The 23,409-nt window shown below is 65.0% G+C and carries 17 protein-coding genes; 16 read left to right on the top strand and 1 reads right to left on the bottom strand.

Translation table 11 applies throughout. The features are described from left to right. Positions 1–295: 295 nt before the first annotated feature. From ABFE16_09935 to ABFE16_09865, 15 genes are all read left to right on the top strand, one after another. On the top strand, positions 296–1,222 hold the full coding sequence (locus ABFE16_09935) for a hypothetical protein (GenBank protein ID MEN6345619.1): 927 nt from the start codon (positions 296–298) through the stop codon (positions 1,220–1,222). Between the two features lie 246 nt (positions 1,223–1,468). Further along, the gene (alr, locus tag ABFE16_09930; GenBank protein ID MEN6345618.1) at positions 1,469–2,599 is read left to right on the top strand and encodes an alanine racemase; all 1,131 of its coding nucleotides are present in this window, start codon (positions 1,469–1,471) and stop codon (positions 2,597–2,599) included. 57 nt (positions 2,600–2,656) lie between these two features. Further along, positions 2,657–3,031, top strand: a complete 375-nt coding sequence (locus ABFE16_09925) for a CoA-binding protein (protein ID MEN6345617.1) — start codon at positions 2,657–2,659, stop codon at positions 3,029–3,031. Between the two features lie 62 nt (positions 3,032–3,093). Then, positions 3,094–4,014, top strand: coding sequence for a homoserine kinase (gene thrB / locus ABFE16_09920; protein ID MEN6345616.1), 921 nt, complete (start codon positions 3,094–3,096; stop codon positions 4,012–4,014). A gap of 85 nt (positions 4,015–4,099) precedes the next feature. Then, the gene (locus ABFE16_09915) at positions 4,100–5,344 is read left to right on the top strand and encodes an ArgE/DapE family deacylase (protein MEN6345615.1); all 1,245 of its coding nucleotides are present in this window, start codon (positions 4,100–4,102) and stop codon (positions 5,342–5,344) included. Between the two features lie 62 nt (positions 5,345–5,406). After that, positions 5,407–5,835 (top strand): hypothetical protein, encoded by a 429-nt coding sequence (locus ABFE16_09910; protein ID MEN6345614.1) that lies wholly within the window; start codon positions 5,407–5,409, stop codon positions 5,833–5,835. A 115-nt stretch (positions 5,836–5,950) separates the two neighbouring features. Continuing rightward, complete coding sequence (locus ABFE16_09905) at positions 5,951–6,820, top strand: ATPase domain-containing protein (GenBank protein MEN6345613.1); 870 nt, start codon at positions 5,951–5,953, stop codon at positions 6,818–6,820. Positions 6,821–7,067: 247 nt separating this feature from the next. Next, entirely contained in the window at positions 7,068–8,273 is a 1,206-nt protein-coding gene (locus tag ABFE16_09900; GenBank protein MEN6345612.1) for a hypothetical protein, read from the top strand. A gap of 167 nt (positions 8,274–8,440) precedes the next feature. Continuing rightward, a complete protein-coding gene (locus ABFE16_09895) occupies positions 8,441–9,910 on the top strand; it encodes a hypothetical protein (GenBank protein MEN6345611.1) in 1,470 nt (489 codons plus the stop codon). 40 nt (positions 9,911–9,950) lie between these two features. Next, complete coding sequence (locus ABFE16_09890) at positions 9,951–13,253, top strand: sugar-binding protein (GenBank protein MEN6345610.1); 3,303 nt, start codon at positions 9,951–9,953, stop codon at positions 13,251–13,253. A gap of 139 nt (positions 13,254–13,392) precedes the next feature. Then, on the top strand, positions 13,393–16,002 hold the full coding sequence (locus ABFE16_09885; GenBank protein ID MEN6345609.1) for a tetratricopeptide repeat protein: 2,610 nt from the start codon (positions 13,393–13,395) through the stop codon (positions 16,000–16,002). Positions 16,003–16,082: 80 nt separating this feature from the next. Then, the gene (wrbA, locus tag ABFE16_09880; protein MEN6345608.1) at positions 16,083–16,706 is read left to right on the top strand and encodes an NAD(P)H:quinone oxidoreductase; all 624 of its coding nucleotides are present in this window, start codon (positions 16,083–16,085) and stop codon (positions 16,704–16,706) included. A 185-nt stretch (positions 16,707–16,891) separates the two neighbouring features. Then, entirely contained in the window at positions 16,892–19,174 is a 2,283-nt protein-coding gene (locus tag ABFE16_09875) for an ABC transporter ATP-binding protein (protein MEN6345607.1), read from the top strand. A gap of 41 nt (positions 19,175–19,215) precedes the next feature. Then, the gene (locus tag ABFE16_09870; GenBank protein MEN6345606.1) at positions 19,216–19,812 is read left to right on the top strand and encodes a DUF1854 domain-containing protein; all 597 of its coding nucleotides are present in this window, start codon (positions 19,216–19,218) and stop codon (positions 19,810–19,812) included. A 22-nt stretch (positions 19,813–19,834) separates the two neighbouring features. Next, complete coding sequence (locus tag ABFE16_09865) at positions 19,835–21,214, top strand: hypothetical protein (protein ID MEN6345605.1); 1,380 nt, start codon at positions 19,835–19,837, stop codon at positions 21,212–21,214. 92 nt (positions 21,215–21,306) lie between these two features. On the opposite strand, the gene ABFE16_09860 is transcribed toward ABFE16_09865, so the two are convergent. Then, complete coding sequence (locus tag ABFE16_09860; protein MEN6345604.1) at positions 21,307–22,719, bottom strand: FAD-dependent oxidoreductase; 1,413 nt, start codon at positions 22,717–22,719, stop codon at positions 21,307–21,309. A 295-nt stretch (positions 22,720–23,014) separates the two neighbouring features. Between ABFE16_09860 and ABFE16_09855 the strand changes: the two genes are divergently transcribed. Beyond that, positions 23,015–23,409 (top strand): dihydroxyacetone kinase subunit DhaK (locus ABFE16_09855; GenBank protein ID MEN6345603.1); only part of this gene is annotated, 395 nt, incomplete at its 3' end.

Here is a 23,409-nt window from a genome sequence, read left to right as displayed (position 1 = left end):
CGCCGTCTGCCCCCCTGGCCAGGGGGGCAGACGGGCTCCCCCACACACCGTGGGGAATGACCCATCCTCCCACGCCCTTGCGCATCATACAAGGGGGAGTCGAGCGACAGCGAGACGGGGGTGAGGTGCCGTCGCCGCATGGAACCCGGTCTTCCCCAAAGGGGTTGGAGAGGAGTAGGATGAAGGGTGCAGCACGTGTGCCGTGTCTCGCCGCGAGAGGAGCCTTCTCCCGTGCGAGCCGAGGCGCACGGAGCCCTTGGTGTAAGTATCTGGTTCGGGAAGGCCATCTGTTTTCATGTCTGAAAGAGCCGAGACCCTGTTCTCTTCCACCTTTCGCAATCGCACGCGTTTCCTGGCCGGTGCCGGGCTGATCCTGGCTTCGACCCTGCCCTTTGCCCTGGGTCTTCTGGTGGTGAGCTACCTGCTCCCCGACCCGCGAGGGGTCGTGGCGGCCGTCGTCGCTGTGGGCTGTCTGGCTCTCTCCCTCTTGCTCACGGCCTGGGCGCAGGGCCGCCTCGCCCTTGTCGGCAACGGGTGGCTGCGTCGCCAGATGCGGTTGCAGCGTGAGGAGTGCCTGCGCCAGACCGGCGAGACCTCTCCCACCTTCGTGGGCTTCGCGCCCGGCGATATGGTTTTCACCTGGGAGGGCGATACCGACCTGGACGTGGGCTACCTGTGCGTCGTCAACGACACCCTGGTCTGCTTCGGCGACCAGTTCCATTGGTCCCTCCACAAGGAGCTCATCGAGCAGATCGAGATGACGCCTCCACTGAACTCCCGACGAGTCATCGTGCGCTGGCATGAACCCCGCGAGGCCGCCCGGGCCTTCACTTTGAGCGTGCGAGAAGGCCCTTCACTGAAGGCCGCCGACGCGCAGACTCTCGCGCTCTGTGAGCGGTTGGCCGCCTGGCTCGCGAGGCCGGCAGAGAACTCCGAGCGCGACTTCACCCTCGGAGCGCCACCGACCAGTCTCTACGGCGGCCTCCGTTGGGACCAGCCTGTGGCCGGCTGGTGCGCCACGACCCTCGCCCTGGGAGCCATGGGCGTCGTGACCCTCTGGTACGTGACCAACCGGATGTTCCAGCAGCAGCTCTACTGGCATGCTGTGCTCTGGGCGGGGCTGATCAGCATCGGCGGAGCGGTCGTCACGCGGGTCGTCCTGCATTACCTGCAGAGCACCAGCTCCCACTCGCAGTCAGACAAGGGCCCAACACGCCCTTGACTCGCGATTCGGCCCGCAATACAATCCCCCTTGTCCTCTGGACGGTTTGCGCGGCGGGGCATGACCTCCTCCCGCCGCGTTGCTTTTGTTGGCGTCCTGGACGTCGCCTGTGATTGGGTGTCTGTGAGGGACGGACACATGGGTTGGGTTCCGGGAAGTAGGCTCACGGGGCGACGAAGCACCCCCCCGCGCTGATTCACGCAGCTGATCCTCTCTCTGCCCCCATCCACTTGGAGATGACTCGCCTTGCGTTCTGCTTGGCTCGAAATCGACCTCAGCGCCCTTAGCCACAACCTCAAGGAAATCCGCAAAATCGTCGGACCGCAAACTGGTATCATCGCGATCTCGAAATGCAACGCCTACGGGCATGGCGCCGTCGCAGTAGCCCGCCATGCGCTGGCTAACGGTTGCTGCATGGCGGCCGTCGCCCTGATCCAGGAGGGCCTCGAACTGCGCGAAGCAGGCATCGACGCCCCGGTCCTCGTCCTCGGTGCCGCTGATCCTGAGGAAGCCCCGCTCTACGTCGAGCACGGAATCCATGCCGCCGTCGGCAACCTCGAGTTTGCCCGGGCGCTGTCTGCCGCTGCCGCCAAGGCCGGTCGGCCCGGCCTCTGCCACCTCAAGATCGACAGCGGAATGGGACGCCACGGAGTGCGCCGCGAGGACGTCGAGACCTTCGGTGCCGCCTTGCGCGAGCTGCCCGGCCTCGCTATCAACGGCGTCTTCAGCCACTTCGCCTGCTCCACCGCGGACTGCGACTACACCAACGGCCAGCGCGAGATCTTCGTCGAGGCCGTGCCGAAGCTGGAGAAGGTCCTCGGCTTCCGAATCCCCATGCACCACCTCGCGAACAGCGGTGGAATCCTGCGTCATCCCGATTCACATCTCGATGCGGTTCGCCCCGGTGCACTGCTCTTCGGCATTGCGTCGCGCGGCAGCGGGGAGTACTATCCCGGTGCGCGTCAGGTGATGAGCCTCAAAGCACGCGTGGTTTTCACCAAGCATATCCACAAGGGCGAGAGTGTCGGCTACTTCCGCACCTACGTCGCGCCGGAGGATACCACCACTGCCATCGTCCCGCTGGGCTATGGCGACGGCTATCCCCGGGCGCTGAGCAACAAGGCCGAAGTGCTGATCCACGGACAGCGCTGCCCGGTAGTGGGCCGCATCTCCATGGACTGCCTTGTCGTCAGTACCGGCTGTCTCGGAGACGTGCAGGTCGGCGATGAAGTCGTACTGATGGGACGGCAGGGCCAGGACGTGATCACCGCGGGCGAACTGGCCGAGCATGCCGATACCATCGTCCAGGAGATCTGCTCGCGGATGAGCACCCGCCTGCCGCGCGTCTACCTGGAGAGCACTGACCAGGGGAACTGACTGCCCCGGTCTCGATCAGACGCCCGCTTGTGTCGGTCGTGCTGGAGGAGAGGCTGAATGACAATCGTCGAGGACTTCCTGGAACAAGAAGCTCTGGCGGTGGCCGGCGTTTCTCATAGTGGCGGCGGCTATGGCGTCAAGGTCTGGCGGCATCTGCGGGCCAAGAGCGTCCAGGTCTACGCCCTCAACCCCAAGGGTGGCGTGATCGATGGCGAACCCATCTACGCCGGGGTTAGGGAGCTGCCCGAAATGGTCGGAGGCGTCGTCACCGTTACGCCGCCCGAGGCCACACTCGCCATCGTAAAGGACTGCATCAAGTTCGGTATCCCGCGCGTCTGGATGCAACCGGGATCGGAGAACCAGGACGCCATCAAGCTGGCCGAGGAACACGGTCTTGACGTGGTCTCGGGCCAGTGTCTGCTCATGGCTTGATCCGTCGGCTCCCGGTTCCCGTCCCCTCAGCGAACAGCTTCGCGCCTTCCTCACGTGATTTCATGCCAAAACCAACCACCGTTAGCGTCCGTGTGCCTGCCACCACCGCCAACCTGGGGCCGGGTTTCGACTGCCTCGGCATGGCCCTCGACGTCCACAACTCCCTCGAGCTTGGTCTCGCCGACAGCACCACCGTAGAAGTCACCGGCTGCGGCGCCGAGCGTCTTGCTCGCAATGACCGCAACCTCGTTCTGCGCAGTGCTGCGAGAGTGGCCGAGGCAGCGGGCAAGCAAGTCCGCGGCTGGGCGCTGCGCCAGCACAACGACATCCCGCTCGCGCGCGGTATGGGGTCAAGCAGTGCCGCCATCATCGGCGGGCTGGTCGCCGCAAACCACCTGCTTCAGGCCGGCCTTAGCGATCGCGAGTTGCTGGATATCGCCGTGTCCATCGAGGGCCACCCCGACAATGTGGCCCCGGCGCTCCTCGGCGGGCTCACCGTTTGCTGCACCGACGAAGAGGGCCTTGGCGTCGCCCGCTTTGACCCGCCTGCCGGGCTCCAGGCCTGTCTCGCAATTCCCGCCTACGAGGTCAGCACCGAGGCAGCTCGCAAGGTCATGCCCGAGAGCATTCCGCACGCCGACGGCGTCTTCAACACTTGCCATTCGACAGCCGTTCTTGCCGCCCTGATAGCCGGCGACATGCAGCTTCTGGGCCAGGCGATGAAGGACCGGCTCCACGAGCCTTACCGCGCGCCACTGGTCAAGGGAATGGCCGACTGCGTAGCGGCTGCCCGGGCGGCTGGTGCTCATGCGGCAGCCCTCAGCGGATCCGGCCCGACTCTGATCGCCTTCGCCACTGCCGACGCCGACGCAGTCCTCACTGCCATGCTCACCACCTTGCGTGGCCTTGGTGTCACCTGCGAGGGTCGCATCGCAGCAGTCTCTACCGCCGGGGCACAGGTCCTGACGGCCGGCCTTTCCTGACATCACCAGCCCATCTCACTACCAGCTTACCTGCGGACCTGCGGCTTCGCCCGGTCCGCCTACAATCCCCTGAGGAGTGACGCAGGTGTCTACCCCAATCCCCTATGATGCCGTGGTCAAGTCCATCGAGTCCCAGGCGACGGATGCCCGGAAATGGCTCACCCAGATGATCCGCTTCCCCAGCACCCAGGGGAACGAGCAGGAAATGGTCGCTTACACCAAGGGCCTTCTGGACAGCTTCGGCATCCCCTCCGAGTTGCGCGAGATCTCCGACGCGATCTTCGACGATCCCCTGTACATGCACAACGAGATGGAGTGCTCCTACAAGGGACGCCACAACATCGTCAGCGTCCAGGGCGGCCAGGGCGACGGGCACAGCCTCATCGTCCAGAGCCATATGGACGTTGTCCCCGGTGATGACTGGGGCGGCTACGAACCCGGTTGGGATGGCGAGTACGTCACCGGACGCGGCGCCACCGACTGCAAGGGCCCGATCGTCATGGCCCTGCTGGCCCTCAAGGCCCTCAAGGAAAACGGCTACCTTCCTGCAGGCAGGCTCGAGCTGCAGTTGGTCATCGAGGAAGAGCCGGGCGGCAACGGCGCCCTCTCCCTGATCCGCCAAGGCGCGAAGGCCGATGCCTGCATCGTCTGCGAGGCCACCGACCTCAACGTCTTCCCGGCGAACCGTGGCGCCGTCTGGTTCCGGGCCAAGACCACCGGCATCTCCACCCACATGGGTCGCCGTCATGACGGAGTCAACGCCATCGAGAAGATGATGGAAGCCATCAAGTGGATGCTGGTCTATGAGAACGAGCTCATCGCCGCCAGCAAGGGCAATCCCCTCTTCGACCGCTACGAGAACCCGGTGCAGGTCTGCCTCGGCATGATCAACGCCGGCCAGTGGCCCTCCAAGGTCCCCGACGAATGTGTGCTCGAGGGCGGCATCGGCTTCCTGCCGAACAAGAGCCTCGGTGAGGTCCGTGCCGAGTTCGAGGCCGCCGTCCTGCGCACCGAGGATGAGTGGCTCAAGACCCACTTCGAGCTGTCCTATCCGAAGCTCAAGAAGGACGCGTACCAGATCGACCCGAATCATCCCGTCGTCACGACCTTGCACCAGGCCGTTCTCGACTCGGGGCGCAAGAGCGAGGTCTACGGCTGGAACGTAAGCTGCGACGCCGCGCTGTACGTCAAGGAAGCGGGCATCCCGACCATCGTCTACGGCCCCTCGGACATTCGAGAGGCCCACGGGTCCGGCGAGAAGATCAAGTTCTCGGAGGTCATCGACGGCGCCAAGGCGCTTGCCCTGGGCATCATGCGCTGGTGTGGGTAGGCCCTTCGAGTTGACCAGCCGCCGACGGCCGTGACCCTTCGCCGGGCCGAAGGAGTGCTGCCATGACTGGCGGACCCTGGCTCGACGCGGTGCATTGGATCGGCCTTGTCGGCGGCTTTCTGATCCTTGTAGCCCTGGCCGTGGGGCTGTACCTGTTGCTGGCCTTCCGCCGGGGCGGACGCTTGTCCCTCCGAGGCAAGGTCCGCAACCTGCACATACTCGGCGGCGGTCTGGCGATTGCCTTTGCCCTCGGGCACGTTGCCGGTCGTGCAGTCCAGGCCGGGTCGGTCGAGTTCGAGCTTGACCCGGCTCGCCTGATAGCCCTGGCCCTTGTGCTGGTGCTGGTCACCGGCCTGATGCGGCGCTTCACTCCGGGGTTCTTGCAGGGCCACTATGCCCTGCTGGCCTGGGCTCACCGTCTTGCCGTGCTGGCGGTCCTGATCCTGCTTGGGCTGCACGTGGTCGCTGCCTTTCGGATTGTCATGATGTGACTGCCCGCTGAGGAAGTCGTGGCCGCTTGAGCTGCGTCTTCCTCGACGGGGCTAGACTGACGCGTACTGGGCGTCTGGGCCCCTGTCGGTCCTGGCTTTGGAGGTTGATGTTCGGGTGTCGGAACTGTATTCCACAGGTATTGACTTCATCGATGATATGCTGGGCGGAGGCGTCCAGCCGGGCAGCCACGTCGTCGTACGAGGCGCCACCGGTGTCGGCAAGACGCAACTGGGGCTTGCCTTCCTCAACGCCGGGCGCATGCAGGAGGGCGAGCGCGGCATCGTCATGGACCTGGCCTCCCGCGGCGATTCCCAGCAGCACCTCGAGTATGCCCGCCGGCTCTTCGATTGGGAACTCACCTCGGGCGAGTTGCCGCTCGACAACTTCTGGAACGGCCACTTCTCCCGCGTTGACTACTTCACCAGCTTCAACTACTCCGGCCGCCGTGTCGTCCGCGACAACATGACCGAGGAGGAGTGGCGGGCCTGGAAGCGCACGCTCAACGAGAAGCTCCAGTCCGTCGTCGCCTACCTGTACTACCACTTCGTCCATGGCGTCCGGCGGCTCGTGGTGGATGGTATCGAGCCCTTCGAGGTCGCCGGCGATTCCATCCAGATCGAGCTCTTCGAGTACATCCTGCACCGCATCCTCCACAAGCGTCATGACCTGGTCGCCCGCGACCTGTTCCGCGGCAAGTGGCTCGAGGTCAAGGACGCTGTGGCCGCTCATCCCTACCCGAACGAAGACCTCGCCAGCCTGTTCCTGCAGACCACTCGCGAGGTCGACATCGAGGACCTGATCCGCGCGCAGACCCAGGAGGACGACCTGACCACCAATGCCACCACGATCCTCCTGCTGGGCCGCCTCATGGACGGACCGAGGGTTCGCAGGGCCGCCTTCTGCCTGAAGAATCGCGGACATCGATGCGCCGACGAGATGGTCTTCTTTGAGGTGACCGACGAGGGCCTTAAGGCAGTGAAGTAACCGACCGATAGCAGAAGGTACACTTCGACCGGCGCGGAATAGGCCGCAGGGACACGCCGGGGAAGAGTTCGCCGGTCGTGTGATCCTTCACTCAAGCCAACTGATCTCACCCCGTGCTCCGAGGCAGGAGTGCCTCGGAGACCCACGTGGAGACGTGGCTTCAGGGGCGTACGCATTTGTGCGTACGCCCTTTTGCATACTGCCCTAGGGAGAAGCGGACGGATTCTGCCAACAGGAGGACGATGCGATGAGAGCTCTGATGACCTTCGTGGTGGCGGTTGTTTTTGCCTGCAGCGCCTTTGCAGCCGGCACCACCGACATCGACGAGTCGAAGCTCAGCCCCGAGGCCAAGGCCCTTAAGGCCAAGTACGACGAGGCGCTCCAAAAGCTCCAAGACGAGTTCGCCACCGAGCTAGCCGCACTACAAAGTCGGGTCGAGAAGGTCGAGAAGACGTCCGCCGCGCCGGCGAAGAAGAACTGGTACGACAACATCCGCATCAACGGCTACATGCAGACGCGCTACTGGGCTCGCGACTACAAGAGCACTTCCGCTGAGCTCGACGACTTCGGCGTCCGCCGCTACTATATGAATCTCATCGCCAGCTACGAGAAGGGTCAGCTCGTAGCCACCTACGCCGGTGCCGGCGCCGACTTCCGCGAGGGCGCGAACGCCGACTGGGAGAACCTGTTCGTCGACTACCGGCCCAAGCCCGAGTTCAACATACGCATGGGCCTGGTCCCCACCCTGTTTGGCCTTGATACCGCCGAGAGTTCCGCCGTACGGCTGCCAATGGAGCGGTCCCTGGTCTCCGAGGGCAACTTGACGCTGGGCCTCGCCGGCCTCTACGCCTATGGTCCCTCCGACCTCGGCGTCTGGCTCATGTACGACACGCGGCCCAAGCCCCATCTCACAGTTCCCATCCCCAACAACCCCGGCCTGCGTGTCGACTTCACCGTCCACAATGGCCAGTTCGAGAAGACCGACAAGAACGACAACAAGAACGTGGGTATCGATGCAGAGTACTTCACCAACTGGGGCCAGTTCGGCGCAAGCTGGCTCGACGGCAAGTACACCCGCACACTCACCGGCGGCTCGAACGTCACTGAGCCACGCAAGGCCTTCGGTCTCAACTTCCGCGCCTATCCCAATATGCTGATCGACGGCTGGGGCTTCCAGGGCGAGTGGATCGACGGCGAATGGCTCGGTACCGATCGCGACGGCTGGTACGGACAGGCCAGCTACCACTTCAAGGGCCATCCCGGCGTCGCCTACACCCGCTACGAGCGCTTCGACCCGAACGACGCCGCCGCCAACGACGACTACAAGGGTCTCCACCTCGGCTACAAGTACAGCCTCACTCCGCAGGATGACGTGACCCTCGAGTACTGTGACGGCGAGGTCGGCGACAAGACCGCCGACGAGCTCATCGTGCAGTACCAGCGCTCCTACTAGACGCAACAGACGCAGACAACCCAGACCAGGATAGGGGACAGGTACCTCCGCCGGAGGCCTGTCCCCTTTCGCTTGCCCTGCCCGCCAGGAGGTTTCCTCCCCGGTTGCTGCGAAATAGCAGTCGGGTCTTGTCGCACAGCTTGCCGCCTTTCCCCGGGAGGACGCCGATGCCTACAGACGCCCCGCAGGGCGTTGCGCAACCTGCATGGATACGCAGCTTCATCAGTCTGCGCCACGAAATGGACGAGTGGATCGCCGCAAGCCTTCCCGTACACTCGCGGGTGCCCTACCTGGGCATCCACGACGAAGGCGCCTTTGCCGCCTCCTTCCTGTGCCATTACCAGCTCACCCGCGACCCGGCGATCCTCGATTTCGCCCGCTACCTGCGCGGAGAGTTTGCGCGCTGGGCGCAGGACCACTTCGTCCACGGTTTCGCACCCCGGGGCGAGGTTCACCACCAGACCGAGATCTTCACCACCTTCCTCCTGCGCCTGTGGCATGTAGATCCCGACGACCAGACCGCAGAGCTGATCCTCGATGCCGCCGAGCATCTGGGCAACTGGGTCCCCGGCATACCCGCCTGGTACGACTGGGATAGCGACCGCTTCCTGGGCTGGCATCTGGGTACTTGCGAGACGCAGGACGAGGGCTTCGAGGTCGCCGACCACTTCCGCCTGATTCAGCTTGCCCTGGGCGCCTACCTGATCTCCGAGGACGACCGCTACCTCGACCTCAGCCGCCGCTGGGTCACTCGCTGGGCCGGCGCGATCGTCGAGGCCGAGGACGAGCCGCCCAATGTCCGCTTCCAGGGCACGCCCTCCGTCTCCCATCCCCTGATCGAAACCGCCAGGGGAAGCCAACACGCCGGCAGCGGTCGCCTTGGGCTCATCGAGCCCTTCGTCGCCGCCGGTGCGATCGACGTCTTCCTGGACCTGTACCAGCTCACCGGCGACGCTCTCTTCGCAAATGCCGCTCGAGTCCTCTGCGCTCCGCTCGTGGAGGACATCGCCGATCCTTACTCCAATCCGCCGGGTGTCTTGCTGCAGCGCTACCGCCTTGAGAGTGCCGACACCAGCTTCGACGCCCAGGTCGGAACAGCCCTGGCCGGTGTCTCGCAGGAGGATTCCGGGAAGCTCGTGATGATGCTCGAGGAACCGGCCGAGGGCCCGGTGCGCGGAATCGGCAAGCGCTCCGACATGATCCGCTGGGCCTACCGTGAAGACGACGGCCTCCTGCGACCCGAGGAATCGCCTTCGCCCTCTGCTCTCATGCTGGCCTACCAGATCAGCGGCAGCGATGCCTACGCCGCTCGTGCCCTCAACCTGGCAGCATCCCGACTCCGTCTCGCCCGGCCGGCGCTCACCGATGGACGCCTGCACGGTTGCTCCGGACGATCGGTTGCTGCAGTTGCCTCAGGCCACGGGCGCGATAGCGGCTACGGCAACGTCACGGGTTCCCTATATCCACTCGCCTACGGTGCCGTCAAGTTCGTCGGCCAGGAGCGACCGGCCGTCAAGCTGCTGCCCGATGGCGGCGGACTGCCCGCGGAGGCTGCCGCCCTGACTCGCCGCAATCCTGTCGTGCCGCCCACTGTCGCTCTCTACAAGGACGGACAGCTTCTGCCGGTCACGAGCTGAGCCCATCCCTCTTCTTGCCTGGTTCAGGAGGCCACTTCTGATGAGCAGACGCTTCACAACCCTCTGCATGGCCGTGCTCGCCCTGGCCATAACCGCAGGTTGTTCGCAGGCTGCGACCGCGCACCTGTCCCTCACCGACTTCGAGAACTCACCTCGCCTTGCCCGCACTGGCGAGAACGTCAATGAGTTGTCCCAGGTCACCTTGTCTGGCGAGCAGGCCCACAGCGGCAAGACTTCCGTCAAGCTCGACTACACCTTTGTGGTGCTCCAGGGCGGCCGCCAGTACGTCGGCGTCGGCACGCCCCTGACCTTCCTTGGCACTCCGACCGAGTTCTCGGTCTGGGTCTATGGTGACGGCGTCGGCAACGTCCTGCGCCTGCGCCTGCGTGACAATACGGGCGAGATCTTCCAGTACAACATCGGCACCGTGGACTGGAAGGGCTGGCGGCAGATGACTGCTTCCCTTGCGAAGCCTGCGGTAAGCTGGGGCGGCAATGCCGACGGCAAGGTCGACTTGCCGATGGAGCTCGAATGCATTCTCCTCGACTCGGAGAAGAGGCCCTCCAAGGGCGTCCTCTACTTCGACGACATCTCCTATGTCGCCGAGTTGGCCCCGACGCAGTTGGTCTCGATCGATCTGGAGGCGAAGCCCTTCGGCGCGATCTACTGGGGCAGCGATGCCGCGGAGCCTCCCGCCCTGGTCGCGCGCAATCTGAGCACGGGGGAGAGGGTAGAGGCGAACCTCGACCTCAAGGTCACCGGGCCGCAGGGCCGCCTCCTGCTCGACCAGCCGGTCAAGCTCAACCTGGCACCGGGCGCTTCCCAGCGTCTCCCGCTCACGATGCCTGCCGGCTTCGAGGGGCTCGCCACCGTGGCCGCTCGCGTGCAGATCGGCGACGATAGCCGCGAGACCACCACCAGCTTCGCCCGTCTCGCACATCCGGCCGACATGGCCCTCAATCCCGCCAGTTTCTATGGTGCCAATACGCACTTTGGCCAGCACAAGGGTGATCTGCCCCGCTCCTTCGACCTGCTCTCCAAGGCCGGCATCAAGTGGCTGCGCGACGAGATCTCCTGGGGAGTCTGCGAGACCACGAAGGGCGAGTTCGCCGTGCCCGAGTGGTATGACCAGTACATGCAGGAAGCCGTCAAGCACGGCGTCACACCCTTCATCGTTTTCGACTACGGCAATCGCCTCTACGATGAGGGACTCTCGCCCACCAGCGCCGAGGCCCAGGAGGCCTTCGGCAAGTACTGCTTCGGCCTCGTCTCGCACTTCAAGGACCTGTGCCAACACTGGGAAGTCTACAACGAGCCCAACATCGGCTTCTGGAAGCCAAAGCCCGATCCCGAGGCCTACACCCGTCTCCTCAAGATCGCTTACGAGGCCGCCAAGAAGGCCGATCCGACCTGCACCGTGGTCGGCGTCTGCACCGCAGGCACCGACCTGCGCTACATCGAGGAGGTCCTCAAGCGCGGTGGCATGGACTACATGGACGCCCTGTCCATCCATCCCTATCGATATCCCCGTTCGCCCGAGGACAGCAACTTCGTCGCCGAGGTCACCCGCGCCCACGAGCTCATGGCACGCTACGGCGGCGGCAGCAAGAAGCTGTGGCTCACCGAGATCGGCTGGCCGACGCAGAAGGACCCTCGGGGTGTCACCGAGGAGGTCTCGGGCAACTACCTGATCCGAATGAACGTGCAGGCCCTGTCGCTGCCCTTCGTCGAGCGCGTCATCTGGTACGACTTCCAAAATGACGGCTTCGACGAGAAGTACAACGAGCACAACTTCGGCCTGATCCGTTGGCAGAGCTTCACGCCCAAGCAAAACTACATCGCCGCCAAGATGCTCACTGAGCACCTGACCAACGCTGCCTTCAAGCGGCGATTGCTCCCCACCGACGAGAAGGACCGCCGCTACTGCTACGAGTTCGAGAAGGACGGCAAGCCGGTGCTCGTGGCCTGGTGTGCCGGGCAGGCCGGGACCCTCTCGTTGAAGCTCGGGACGCCGACTGCCAATCTCACCTGGGCCGACGCACGCCGCGAGACGCGGACCCTGGTGAACGAGACCTTGACCCTGGCGCTTACCGACATGCCGGTCTTCATCACCGGTGACCTGCGCGGGGTGAAGGTGGCCCAGGGCCCTTTTGATCTGACGGGGCCGTCAATCCCTCTCGCACCAGGCGAGCGCAGTGAACTCCGCGCCACGGTCCCCGCGGGCATGAAGGTCCAGCTAACCGCTGATCCCAGCTTGCCCCTGCGCGAACTCGTCGCCAGTGAGCGACTGCCCGGCGTGTTCCGCTTCCGTGTCCGCAAGGACGCCGAGCCCGCAACGGGCAAGGTGATCGCCCGCTTCTTCGACAGCGCCGGTCGCGAGCAGGCCTCGGCCGCCGTCGGCCTTCAGATCGTCGATCCCTACCTCATCACTCTGGGCGTGCCTGGAGCCGGGCCGGGTGGCACACTCGGCGTGCCGGTCCGCATCACCAACAACCGCGACCTCCCCTGGGACGTCCTGCAAGTCAGCGTCGACACCAGCGCCGGCGCGACCCTTGCCCGTGATACCCGCAAGCCTCTGGCCCGTGGCCTCAAGACCATCTCGCTGCCTGCCACCGTCACCTTCCCCGCAGCCAGGGGCGAAAGTGTTGCGCCTCTCGAGGTGACGGTGCGCGTCGGTGACTGGCTGGTCCTCAAGCACCACTTCGAGGTTGGTCTCTGGCCTGTTCCCTACGCTCCAGCGACCCCGGAGGGCCAGATCGCCCCGGGCGTCTGGAACACCGTCCCCTCGGTGGCCCTGGGCCAAAAGAGCGAGGACTTCTATCCCCTCCGCGAGGGCGGCTGGAAAGGCCCCGAGGACCTCTCCGCAACCCTGCAACTCCTGTGGGATGACCAGGCCCTGCACGTGCGGGTCTGCGTCACCGACGACAAACACGTGCAGAATCAGCACGGTGTCGAGGTCTGGCAGTCCGACAATGTCCAGCTTGCCTTCGACGGCGGCCTTCGAGCCCGGCAGGCCCGTCAGGACGGCAAGTCACTGCCCTTCACCGAGATCGGGCTGACACGCACCGACACCGGCGACGAGGTCTACCGCTGGCTCACGAAGGAAGGCCCCGCGGCGGGCATCCGCCTCAAGACCGACCGCCAGGCGAACCTCACAACCTACGAGGCGTCCATACCTTGGAGTGAGCTCGGTGCGACGACTCCCCACAAGGGAGACCTTGCGGGCTTCGCGCTCATCGTCAACGAGGACGACGGCGAGGGTCGCGACGGGTGGCTACGTTTCCACGATGGAATCGGGGTTGGGAAGGACCCGAGTCGCTTTGGCGTGCTTCGCTTCGAGTAGCCCGGCTCTTCCGCTCCGCAGATTCCGGCGGGGCGAGGTTGTCCCAGTTCCGGGGTACCCTCGCCCCTGCCTCGCTGTTCCTGATACCGTCTCCCCTCCGACCGCTCTCCTGATCCTCTCGCTTCTGCTGTGCCTGACGGTGTCCGCTGCCGCCCAGGATCCGGCCTACCTCTCAGCGCTGGGCCGGGCTCGTCAGGCGGTCGCTTCCGACGACCTCACCACAGCCGTCTCCGCCTACGAGGAGGCCGCCCAGGCCACCACCTCCACCACGGAGCGGGCGCAGGCCTGGTGGGAAGAAGCGTCCGTACTGGATGCGCGAGGCCAACAGCGTGCGGCGCTGCAGGCCCTTGAGAAGCTGGTCGCCCTGACCCCACCGACGTCACTGCATCCCTCTGCGCTGGAGCGACTGGCTCGTATCTGTCAGCGCACCGGCGATCTTGACCGCGCCCTCTCGGCCTACCGGACCCTCGCCGCTTTGCCCGGAGCCAACTCCTTCCAGGTCGAGCAAGGCCTTGTCGGGCAGTTGCGCATGCTGCAGCAGATGGGCAATCTTGACGCCGCCCGCGAGGTCGCCGCCGGGCTGCTCAAGTCTCATCCGACCAGCCCCTACGCGACTCAGACCACCACTATCCTGGTCGACGACGCCGTCGAGAAGGCCGACTACAAGCAGGCGCTGCGCCTCGCCCAGACCGAGGCAAGTCGTCTCGGCGGCGACCCTTTCCTCCTTCTTCGCCTTGCCGGGCAGCTCCAATCCAAGGGCCGTCTCGCCGAGGCCGTCGACAGTGCCGAAGCGCTCCTTGCCTTGCGCCCGGAAGACGCCGGCGCCTTCCAGGTCGTCTTTGAGATCAACCGCCTGCGCGGCACACTCCCGGGCTACGAGAAGCAGCTTCAGGCGGCGACCGAGGCGCCTGCTGCTCCTCCGGCAGCCTTCCGTCGCCTGGCCGACTTCTACACACGCAATCAGGACTCCGCGAAGGCGCTCTCCGCCCTGGTCCGACTGGCCGCCTTGCGACCCGAAGACGCCGAGATCCTTGCCGGTGCAGGACACGCAGCCCTTCAGGCACGTCAGTGGCCGGAGGCCGTCCGATACCTGCTACGCGCCGGCGACCTCCAGCCCGAGGACACACGGCTTCAGGCCGAGCTGGGTGATGCCTACGCGGGCGCTGGTGAGCGCGAGAAGGCTCTTGCGGCCTGGAAGCGTTCCACCGGCTACGACCCCGCAGACCTTTCGACCGTCCGCAGTCTCGGCGCCTACCTGACGAACCGCGGCTACTATGCCGATGCCCTCTCGGTCTACAGCGCAGCACGCGAGACCACCAAGAACCCGCAGGCCCTGGCTGTCGAGACGGCCCAGGTCTACGAGGCGCAGTTGTTCATCGACCGCGCGGTGTCCGAGTATTTGGTCGCCCTGCGAGACCCGGAGACGAACCGTGACTTCATCCGCCACCGGCTGCAGGCTCTGGCTGCGGACGACACCGTGCGCAAGGACCTGCTCCTAGCTCTTGAATCAGCACGCAAAGCGGGGTCGCTTCCCGAGGACGCCCTGTCTTCCCTGGCCGTGGCTTACCTGCGTGACGGTCGCCTTGCCGAGGCCGTCGCCACCTTTGGGAGCCTTGGCGACGTCGCGGCGCGCTCCCTGGCCCTCACGCAGACCGCGCTCGATCTCGACCAGGCGGGTGACTGGCCTGCTGCCCGGCAGCTCTATGACCTTGCCCTGAGCAGGGACGCGCCGGCTGATATCCAGGCGCTGGTGGCAATGAAACTGGCCGCCGGGCTGCTGCCCGAGGGCGACTGGCGTGCCGCGTCGGCGGCCCTGCAGAAGGCGCTGGAGTCCTCCCTGTCACCGAGGGCCACACTGATCCTCCGGCTGGCCCTGGCGGATATCCGCGTGCTCTATGCCGGTGACGCTGCGGGCGCCGAGGAGCTGTACCGGCAGGTCCTCGCCGGGGCCGCCGATAGCACCGACCGTCTCGCGGCTCGTTCGGGTCTTGCCGACTGTCTTTTCGTCACCGGGCGTTACGAGGAGGCGATATCGGCCTACCAGGCGTTCCTCCCTTCGTCCGGTTCTCGTGAGGCGATACTGGTTCCCGAAGGACTGGTGGGAGTCGGCTCCAGTCTTCCTCCGATTCCCTGGGGGATGCGTCCCATGATCGGCGATCTGCCCAGACTACCGCGACCGGCCGGGCCCGACTACGCTGCCTTTCAACTGGCGGAAATCGCCTTCCGCCAGGGCAACCGCGTAAAGGCCGCCGAGCAGTTCGAGGCCCTGGCCAAGAGTCGACCGGACAGCCCCTTTGCCAACGACGCCCTCAGCCGGGTGCTGATGATCCGCCTTGACTTCACAGGAGAGTCGCCCTCAGAGGCGAAGTACCTGGAGGCTCTGCAGGCCCTCGACCGTGGCGAACTGGACAAGGCGAGGCGAAGCCTGCAGATGATCTCCTCCCTGGGACCCGACGAGGCCCTTGCCGACGATGCTGCCCTTCTTCTCGCTCAGGGCCTCGCCCGTTTCGGCACGCCGCAGGAGGCCTTGCACGAGTATGGCGAGCTGTTCCGCAGGTTCCCGGAGAGCCCGCTGATCCCGGGTGCCCTTCTCGAAGCCTCACGGATCGCCGCAGGTCACGCCGAGGCTCGTCCCCAGGCTGTTGAGTGGCTCCGGCAGATCCAGTCGCGCTGGCCGAGCAGTCCCCAGGCTGGCGAGGCCGATGCGGAACTGGGCAAGGTGCTGCGTCTCTCTGCCAGGACGGACTGAGCCGATGCGCAGCCGGAACCAGCCGTTGCCGGGCGTACTATCAGGTCGCCCTTCGAACCACACAAGGGAGGTTGCATCGTATGGCACGCATCTACATCCCCTTCTACAGCCGGTATGGCAATGTGGAGTCCATGGCCAAAGAGGTAGCCGACGGGGTGCGCGAGGCCGGCTCCGAGCCCGTCCTCGCCTTCACCGGTGATGTGATCACACCGGCTGAGGTGATCGCACGCGATGAGCGCTGGAAGGCCACCCATGACCGCCTGATGGCCGAGTACCCCCTCGCCTCGGTGGACGATCTGGGAGCCGCCGACGGCGCCATCTTCGGCTCGCCCACGCGCTTCGGAAACATGACGGCCCAGATGAAGAACTACATCGACATGATGGGTTCGCTGTGGCTCAGTGGGGCCTGCGTCGGCAAGCCTGCGGGAGCCTTCACCTCGACCGCCACTCTCCACGGAGGCCAGGAGGTAACCTGCTACACCATGTGGCCGCCGCTCGCACATCTGGGCTTTGTCATCGTCGGCGTCCCCTTCTCGGTACCGGAGTTGAACACCACCACCACCGGGGGCACGCCCTATGGTCCCAGCCATACGGCAGGCGCCCTGGGCGACGCGCCCGTCGATGCCACCGAGGCCGCGATCTGCCGAGCCCTGGGGAAGCGTCTGGCCGAGATCGCCGAGGCCCTGAAGGCCGCTCGGAGCTAGTTTGCACCGGGCCCTTATCACCTTGAGCCGTCCCGACTACACTGTCCTTTTGTCGGTATCTCACCGGCAGTTCGCTTCTCCCCTGAGAGTGTGCTACCGGGGCGCACCCTCCTTAGTGGTGGCAACTACGCGCGGATCTATGCTGTCCTCGACGTCGCCGAATCAGAGCAAAGGTAGTGACGACGATGCCTTTCGAGGAACGCCCGCCGCACGAGGTGGAAGGTCGTCTGGCGCAGTACCTCTCAGACGGCGAGAAAGTCGCCTTCAGCCTCTCCACCGACATCGCCGCTGACGGCGCCTACGGTGAGCGCGTCTTCGTGGTCACCGACAAGGCGCTGTTTGTGACCGATCCCTCGCCGAAGGGCCATCCCACGAGCGAGGGAGACGGCTCTCCACCGGAGGAGCCCGAGCTTCACCTCCAGAACGGCCTGCTCCGAGTCCCGCTCTCCTCCCTTACCGATGTCAAAGCCGAGGCCCTGGTCGGCAGTGGCTTGCTGGTGGCTACCGCTGAGGGCCGCCGGGTCGAGCTTCTCCAGTACACCAACAGCCTCGCCACCGAGTTCACCAAGGCCGCCAAGGCCCTTACGGACCTCGTCAAGGACCAGAAGCCGATCTCCCTCGAGAAGCTACGGGCCGGCGCCGACCGCAAGCGCTGCGAGAAGTGCGGACGTGTCCTCCCCAACTGGAGCGACGTGTGCCCCAAGTGCGTCGATCGCCGCAAGGTCCTCCGGCGCATCACCGGCTACGGTCTCCGCTACTGGCCCTACTTGTTCGCGGCGATCCTGCTCTCCGTCATCGACACCGCAGCGATGCTTGTGCCGCCGCAGCTATCGAAGCACCTGGTCAACGACGTCCTCATGCCGCCCCACAAGCACGCTGAATGGCTTCTGTCTATCGTGGGCGCAATGCTCGGTGTGCGAGTCCTCGCCATGATCGTCGGTATGGTCAGAGGGTGGATGATGGTCTGGCTCGGGGGCAAGGTCACCTTCGACATCCGTGCCGAGCTCTACGAGAAGATGCAGGCGCTCACCCTTCGCTTCTTCGACAAGAAGCAGGTGGGCGGCCTCATCTCGCGTATGACCCGCGACACCGACTACCTGTGGCACTTCGCCGTCGATGGCGTCGCGGAGCTCACCATCAACAGCCTCATGGTCCTGGGCATCGGCACCATGCTGTTCATCAACGACGCCCGGCTGGCGTGGTTTGTGCTTATCCCGGCACCGGTCATCGCCCTGATGACCTACGTCTTCTTCAAGCGCATTCGCACCATCTACCACCGCATGTGGCACCGCTGGTCCAAACTCAGCGCAACCCTTGGAGAGGCCCTCTCCGGCGTTCGTGTCGTGAAGGCCTTCGCTCAGGAGCCGCGAGAGGTCAGCCGCTTCAACCGTGACGCTGCCGCGCTCTTCAGCCAGCAGGTCTATGCGGAGCGCACCTGGGTCACCTTCTACCCCTTCATAGACTTCTCGATGGTGATCGGCTCCCTGCTCGTGTGGTTCGTCGGGGGACATCTGGTCCTGGAGGGCCAGAGCACCCTGGGTGACCTGACCGCCTTCCAGTTGTATCTGGGTATGTTCTACGGACCGCTGCGCTTCTTCGGCCACGTCTACAGTTGGCTGCAGCAGGCCCTCACCGCCGGTGAGCGCATCTTCGAGGTCATCGACAGCGAGCCGGAGCATTACGACGATCCCGATGCCGTCCATCTGCCGCACATCAAGGGCGAGGTCGAGTTCAAGACCGTCGACTTCGGCTACGAGAAGCACATCCCGGTGCTCAAGACCGTGAACCTGCACGTGAAGGCCGGCGAGATGATCGGACTCGTCGGCCACAGCGGAGCGGGCAAGAGCACCCTGATCAACCTCATCTGCCACTTCTACGATGTGGATGAGGGAGAGCTGCTCATCGACGGCGTCGACATCCGCAAGATCCGCCTGCACGATCTGCGCGAGCAGATCGGCATCGTCCCCCAGGAGTCCTTCCTCTTCAGCGGGACGATCGCCGACAACATCGCCTACGCCAAGCCCGATGCAACCCGCGAGGAGATCATCCGGGCTGCGCGCGCCGCCAACGCCCACGACTTCATCCGCAAGCTCCCGAGCGGATATGACTCCGAGGTGGGCGAGCGTGGAGCGCGACTGTCCGGCGGTGAGCGTCAGCGCATCGCCATTGCCCGCGCGATCCTGCACGACCCGCGCATCCTGATCCTCGACGAGGCGACCGCCTCCGTCGACACCGAGACGGAGTCCCAGATTCAGCAGGCCATCGCCCGTCTCATCAAGTCCCGCACAACCTTCGCCATCGCGCACCGCCTCTCGACTCTGCGCAATGCCGACCGACTGCTCGTCCTCAAGACCGGCGAGGTCGCGGAGGTCGGTACCCATGATGAGCTGATGAGCAAGGACGGCGAGTACGCCAAGCTGGTGAAGATGCAGTCCGAGGTCTCGAAGTTCAAAGTGGTGGACGGCTAACCTGACCGCGCCAGGCTTTCCGACCAAAGGTGGCAAGGAACATGCCCGAGGAAGCCGCAACGGAGACGACCGAGACGACGGAGACGGTCACCGTCGAAGAGCCGAAGCCGGAGCCGGAGAAGCCTGCCGTGGACCTCTCCGGCACGATGCCCGAGGACAAGATCCTCGATCCCGCCAGCCTGAGAATCTCCCGCGGGCCCAAGGGTGAGGCGCGGCTGGAGATCGTCGATGACCGCTCCTATCCGCACTTCTACGCTGCGCGTCTGTTCCCGATCACCCATCGCTTCGGCTACCTTACCCTCAGCGACTCCGGGGGCGACGAGATCGGGGTGCTGCGCAATCTGCGCGAGCTGCCCAAGCCCATGCGACGCCTTCTGCTGGAGGAGCTGCGCAAGCGCTACTTCGTGCCGCAGATCACCTATGTCTACTCCCTGCACGATGACTACGGGGTGCTCTACTGGGACGTGAACACTACCCGTGGCCGCCGCAAGTTCGTGGTGAATGACGTCCGCGACCACATCCGCGAGTTCCCCGGCGGCAAGATGCAGGTGACCGATGTCGATGGCAATGAGTTCGAGATTGCCGACCTCGACCGCCTCCCCGGCAAGGGGATCGCGGATCTGTACCGTCTGCTCTAACACTACAAAGGCGGTGACGTAGATGAGCCGGTTCACGTACGTGCTTCTGGCCCTGACGCTCTCGGTCTCCCTGTGTGGAGCCCAGCAGAATCCACCCAAGCCGCCACCCGCAGCGCCCGAGGTCGATCGCACGAACCCCGAGGCGGTCGTAAAGGCCTACGTGGCAGCCTGTGAACGCAGAGATATCGATACGGGCGTGGCGCTGCTCAATCTCGATCCGAAGCTCCAGACCAGCTTTCACCAGATTGCCGAGGAGCTCATGCGGGAGCCCCCGGGCACCAACCTTCCCGACCTGATCACAGAGTTCAGCTTCCTCCCGGGAGGCGTCCGTGCGGTACCCTCCTCGACACAGGTCCAGACGGGCAAGGATCAGGCCACCGTCACCCTGACCGAGGATAAACCCAGGCAGCGCACCTTCGTCGTCACGAAGACGCCTGATGGTAAGTGGGCCGTCGACCTGCGTGCCAGCATCCTCAAGACTACCGGTCAGAAGAGCTCCTTCCTCTTCGACCAGATCATGCAGGAAGTGCAGCAGCGCGGCGGGGGCCAACCGCAGGCCGACCGTTGGGTAAGCCAGGAGCGTCTGGGGGCTCTGACCAACAACCTCCGCGAGTACATCGCCGAGCACGGCAACAAGGTCCCCGCTGCCGCGACCTGGATGGACGACCTTGAGCGCTACTGCCTCGACGGGAGCTTCCTGCACCGGCCAGGCCTGGCCAAGGACCAGTACGGCTATGCCCTTAACGTGAAGCTCGCCGGTACGACCTTGCCGAAGACCGGGGAGGAGCAGTCTCGCCTGATCCTCGTCTACGAGACCAATGACCCGGTGCGGAACGCCGCCGGCGATCCAGCGGAAGAGTTGCCCACGACAGGCACTCCCGAGGCCCCGCCCTACGTCGCCTTGGGCACCGGTGAGGTGATCGCCCTGCCGCCCGGCACGACCCTGGAGCAGTATCTGGAGGACGACAAGCAGCAGCAACAGTGCCGCTCGAACCTCCGCACACTCGGCAAAGCCTTCCGTGCTTACGCCAGAGACCATGACGGCATGCTGCCTCCGGCCGCCTCCTGGTGCGACGACATCAGCCCTTACGTCCCGCCTGAGCAGCTCAAGCCCGAGCTGTTCCGCTGCCCCTGCCTGCCGATGTTCGACTACGGCTATGCCATGAACTCGGAGCTCGCCGGGACCGATATCCGCATTCAGCAGGACCAGAGCAAGCAGACACTTCTTCTCCACGCCAAGGCCGGCGTGCGTAACGAGGCCCTTCGTCTCCCGCCGAAGGTCGAGGGTGCGCCGCACACCAGTGCGTATGTGGAAGCGGGCGGGACACGGGTCGAGCCAGTCCTTCTCCTCGACGGCATGACCACCGACGTCCGGGAGGGCCGGCCCTACCCGTCGGGATAGTGCGTGCTCGCACCTCTCCCCACACACGAAAAAGCCGTCCCCACCTCACTGCGGGGACGGCTTCGTTCTTTCCTCGGATCCTTACCGAGCCGCTACTGTGCTTCCCCGGACTCGTGGTATTCCGCGTCGATGTTCACTGCCCACACATCGAGGTCTTGCCCCAGCACCTTCCGCGCACCAAAGAGCCCCGTCGCGATGCTATGGTCCTGGTTGTTGTACTTGAACATCCCCGCGCGGCCGATGGGCTGCAGGTTCGTCAGCGTGCCCAGGTAGCTCTTCACCTGCTCCAGCCGCGGCACATAGCCGATCTCCAGCACCGGGTACGCGTAGCGGCTGCGCACCACGAAGCCATCCCGCACCTGCTCCGGCTGCACGATCCCCATCTGCTTGAGTTCGCGCTTGGCAAACTCCACCAGTGCCTCCGTGCTGGGATTGCTGTACAGCTCGTCCTCGGGGAACTGGAAGTACTCCACCGTGATCGGGTGCAGCCCCTCCTTGGTCCGCATCTCGTCGCTGAAGTTCGCATAGCTCGCGACGCGGCACAGCACGACTTCCCGCGCATGCACGTAGATCCAGTTGTCCGGGAACAGGTCGCCCTCGACCAGCAGGTTCACAGACAGGTGACACCGGTAGCGCAGCGCCCGGGCGGCCTCGAGAATCTCCGCCGGAGCGGCGGGCTGCAGATTCAGCGCCACCTCGGTCAGCGGGTTGCTGGTCAGAACATAGGAGCAGGCGATGTCCTCGGTCTGCCCATTCCGCTGCACCTGCACAGCCACTGCCCGACCCTTCTCGTGCCGGATCCCCGTCGCCTTCGTTCCGAGCAGCACCTTCGCTCCGCACTCAGTAGCCATCTGCGCGATGCGTTCATACATCATCCCCGCGCCGAGCCGCGGGAACTTGAACTGCTCTACGAGCGTCTTGGCCTTCTCCTTGGGCTTGAAGATCGCATTGCGCACGACCTCCGACAGCGACAGCCCCTTGATCCGCTGACCGGCCCATTCCGCACCGATCTGCGAGCACGGGATGCCCCACACCTTCTCCGTGTAGGTCTTGAAGAAGGCGTTGAACAGGCTCCGCCCGAACTGGCCGACGACCCAGTCCTCAAAGCTCTCGGGCTCACCGTGCGAGAACACGTTCGCCACTCGCTGGCCCAGGTAGCTGAACCCGAAGGAGGCCGCCTGACCTGGCCCGACCTTCTTCAGCGTGTCGCCCAGTGCGATGGGGTAGTTGAAGAACTGGTTGCGGTAGAAGATCCGCGTGAGCCGGTCGACATCCACGAAGTCGGGGCCCAGCGCCTCCGACCACAGTCCAAGGATCTCCTTGTTCTTCGTGAAGAACCGGTGCGGGCCGACGTCGAAGAGCGCACCCTTGTAGGACAGGGTCCGGGAGAGGCCGCCGATGGCCTCGTCCGCCTCGACGATCACGACCTCGGCACCTTTGCGCGAAAGCTCATAAGCAGCGGCGACGCCGGCAGGGCCGGCGCCGATAATGACGACAGGATCCAAGGTGGTCTCCACAGGGCAATCGAGATGGGGTCTACACAAACAGGATAGCCCAAGCACCGGCAGATTGCAACGTCCCTGCGGCCCTGGCGCTCACCCACTGGCCCGGTCTCCTTGCCTGTCCTCCTGTCCCCTTGAGAGAGGGCCGGGGAGTGAGGGGCCGTCGCCTCTACCCTTTGCGTGGAAGAGGGGACGCCGCAGGCAGGGGGTGAGGTGCCGTGCCTTTGTGCTGCAGGACTCGCTCCCTGTCGAGTGGAACAGCCTTGCCACTGCTCTCAGACACCGGGAGGTATGCGTGATGAAGAAGCTCATCAACGATCCGGAAGCCTTCGCCGACGAAGTCCTCGAGGGCGTCCTGTTGGCTCATCCCCATCATCTCAAGCGGGCCGCCGACACTCACCGTGGGCTTGTCCGTGCCGATGCCCCGATTCCAGGCAAGGTCGCCATCGCCACCGGCGGCGGCTCCGGCCACATTCCCGTCTTCCTCGGCTACGTCGGCCCCGGACTCCTTGACGGCGTCTCCATCGGCAACGTCTTCTCCTCGCCTTCGGTCGAGGCCATGGTCGCCGTCACCAAGTCCATCAACGCCGGCGCAGGCGTGCTGTACCTCTACGGCAACTACTCCGGCGACACCATGAACTTCGACATGGCCGCCGAGATGTGCGCCATGGAGGACATCGAGGTCCTCTCCGT

This window comes from Armatimonadia bacterium (assembly GCA_039679385.1).
Classification (GTDB): Bacteria; Armatimonadota; Zipacnadia; order Zipacnadales; family JABUFB01; genus JAJFTQ01.
This window is presented reverse-complemented; position numbering and strand designations above follow the sequence as displayed.

What these genes read in the sequence shown, in the direction of transcription:
- ABFE16_09935 (MEN6345619.1), top strand. Translation starts at nt 296, where the DNA reads ATGTCTGAAAGAGCCGAGACCCTGTTCTCTTCCACCTTTCGCAATCGC.
- ABFE16_09925 (MEN6345617.1), top strand. Translation starts at nt 2,657, where the DNA reads ATGACAATCGTCGAGGACTTCCTGGAACAAGAAGCTCTGGCGGTGGCC.
- thrB (MEN6345616.1), top strand. Translation starts at nt 3,094, where the DNA reads ATGCCAAAACCAACCACCGTTAGCGTCCGTGTGCCTGCCACCACCGCC.
- ABFE16_09910 (MEN6345614.1), top strand. Translation starts at nt 5,407, where the DNA reads ATGACTGGCGGACCCTGGCTCGACGCGGTGCATTGGATCGGCCTTGTC.
- ABFE16_09900 (MEN6345612.1), top strand. Translation starts at nt 7,068, where the DNA reads ATGAGAGCTCTGATGACCTTCGTGGTGGCGGTTGTTTTTGCCTGCAGC.
- ABFE16_09895 (MEN6345611.1), top strand. Translation starts at nt 8,441, where the DNA reads ATGCCTACAGACGCCCCGCAGGGCGTTGCGCAACCTGCATGGATACGC.
- ABFE16_09890 (MEN6345610.1), top strand. Translation starts at nt 9,951, where the DNA reads ATGAGCAGACGCTTCACAACCCTCTGCATGGCCGTGCTCGCCCTGGCC.
- wrbA (MEN6345608.1), top strand. Translation starts at nt 16,083, where the DNA reads ATGGCACGCATCTACATCCCCTTCTACAGCCGGTATGGCAATGTGGAG.
- ABFE16_09875 (MEN6345607.1), top strand. Translation starts at nt 16,892, where the DNA reads ATGCCTTTCGAGGAACGCCCGCCGCACGAGGTGGAAGGTCGTCTGGCG.
- ABFE16_09870 (MEN6345606.1), top strand. Translation starts at nt 19,216, where the DNA reads ATGCCCGAGGAAGCCGCAACGGAGACGACCGAGACGACGGAGACGGTC.
- ABFE16_09865 (MEN6345605.1), top strand. Translation starts at nt 19,835, where the DNA reads ATGAGCCGGTTCACGTACGTGCTTCTGGCCCTGACGCTCTCGGTCTCC.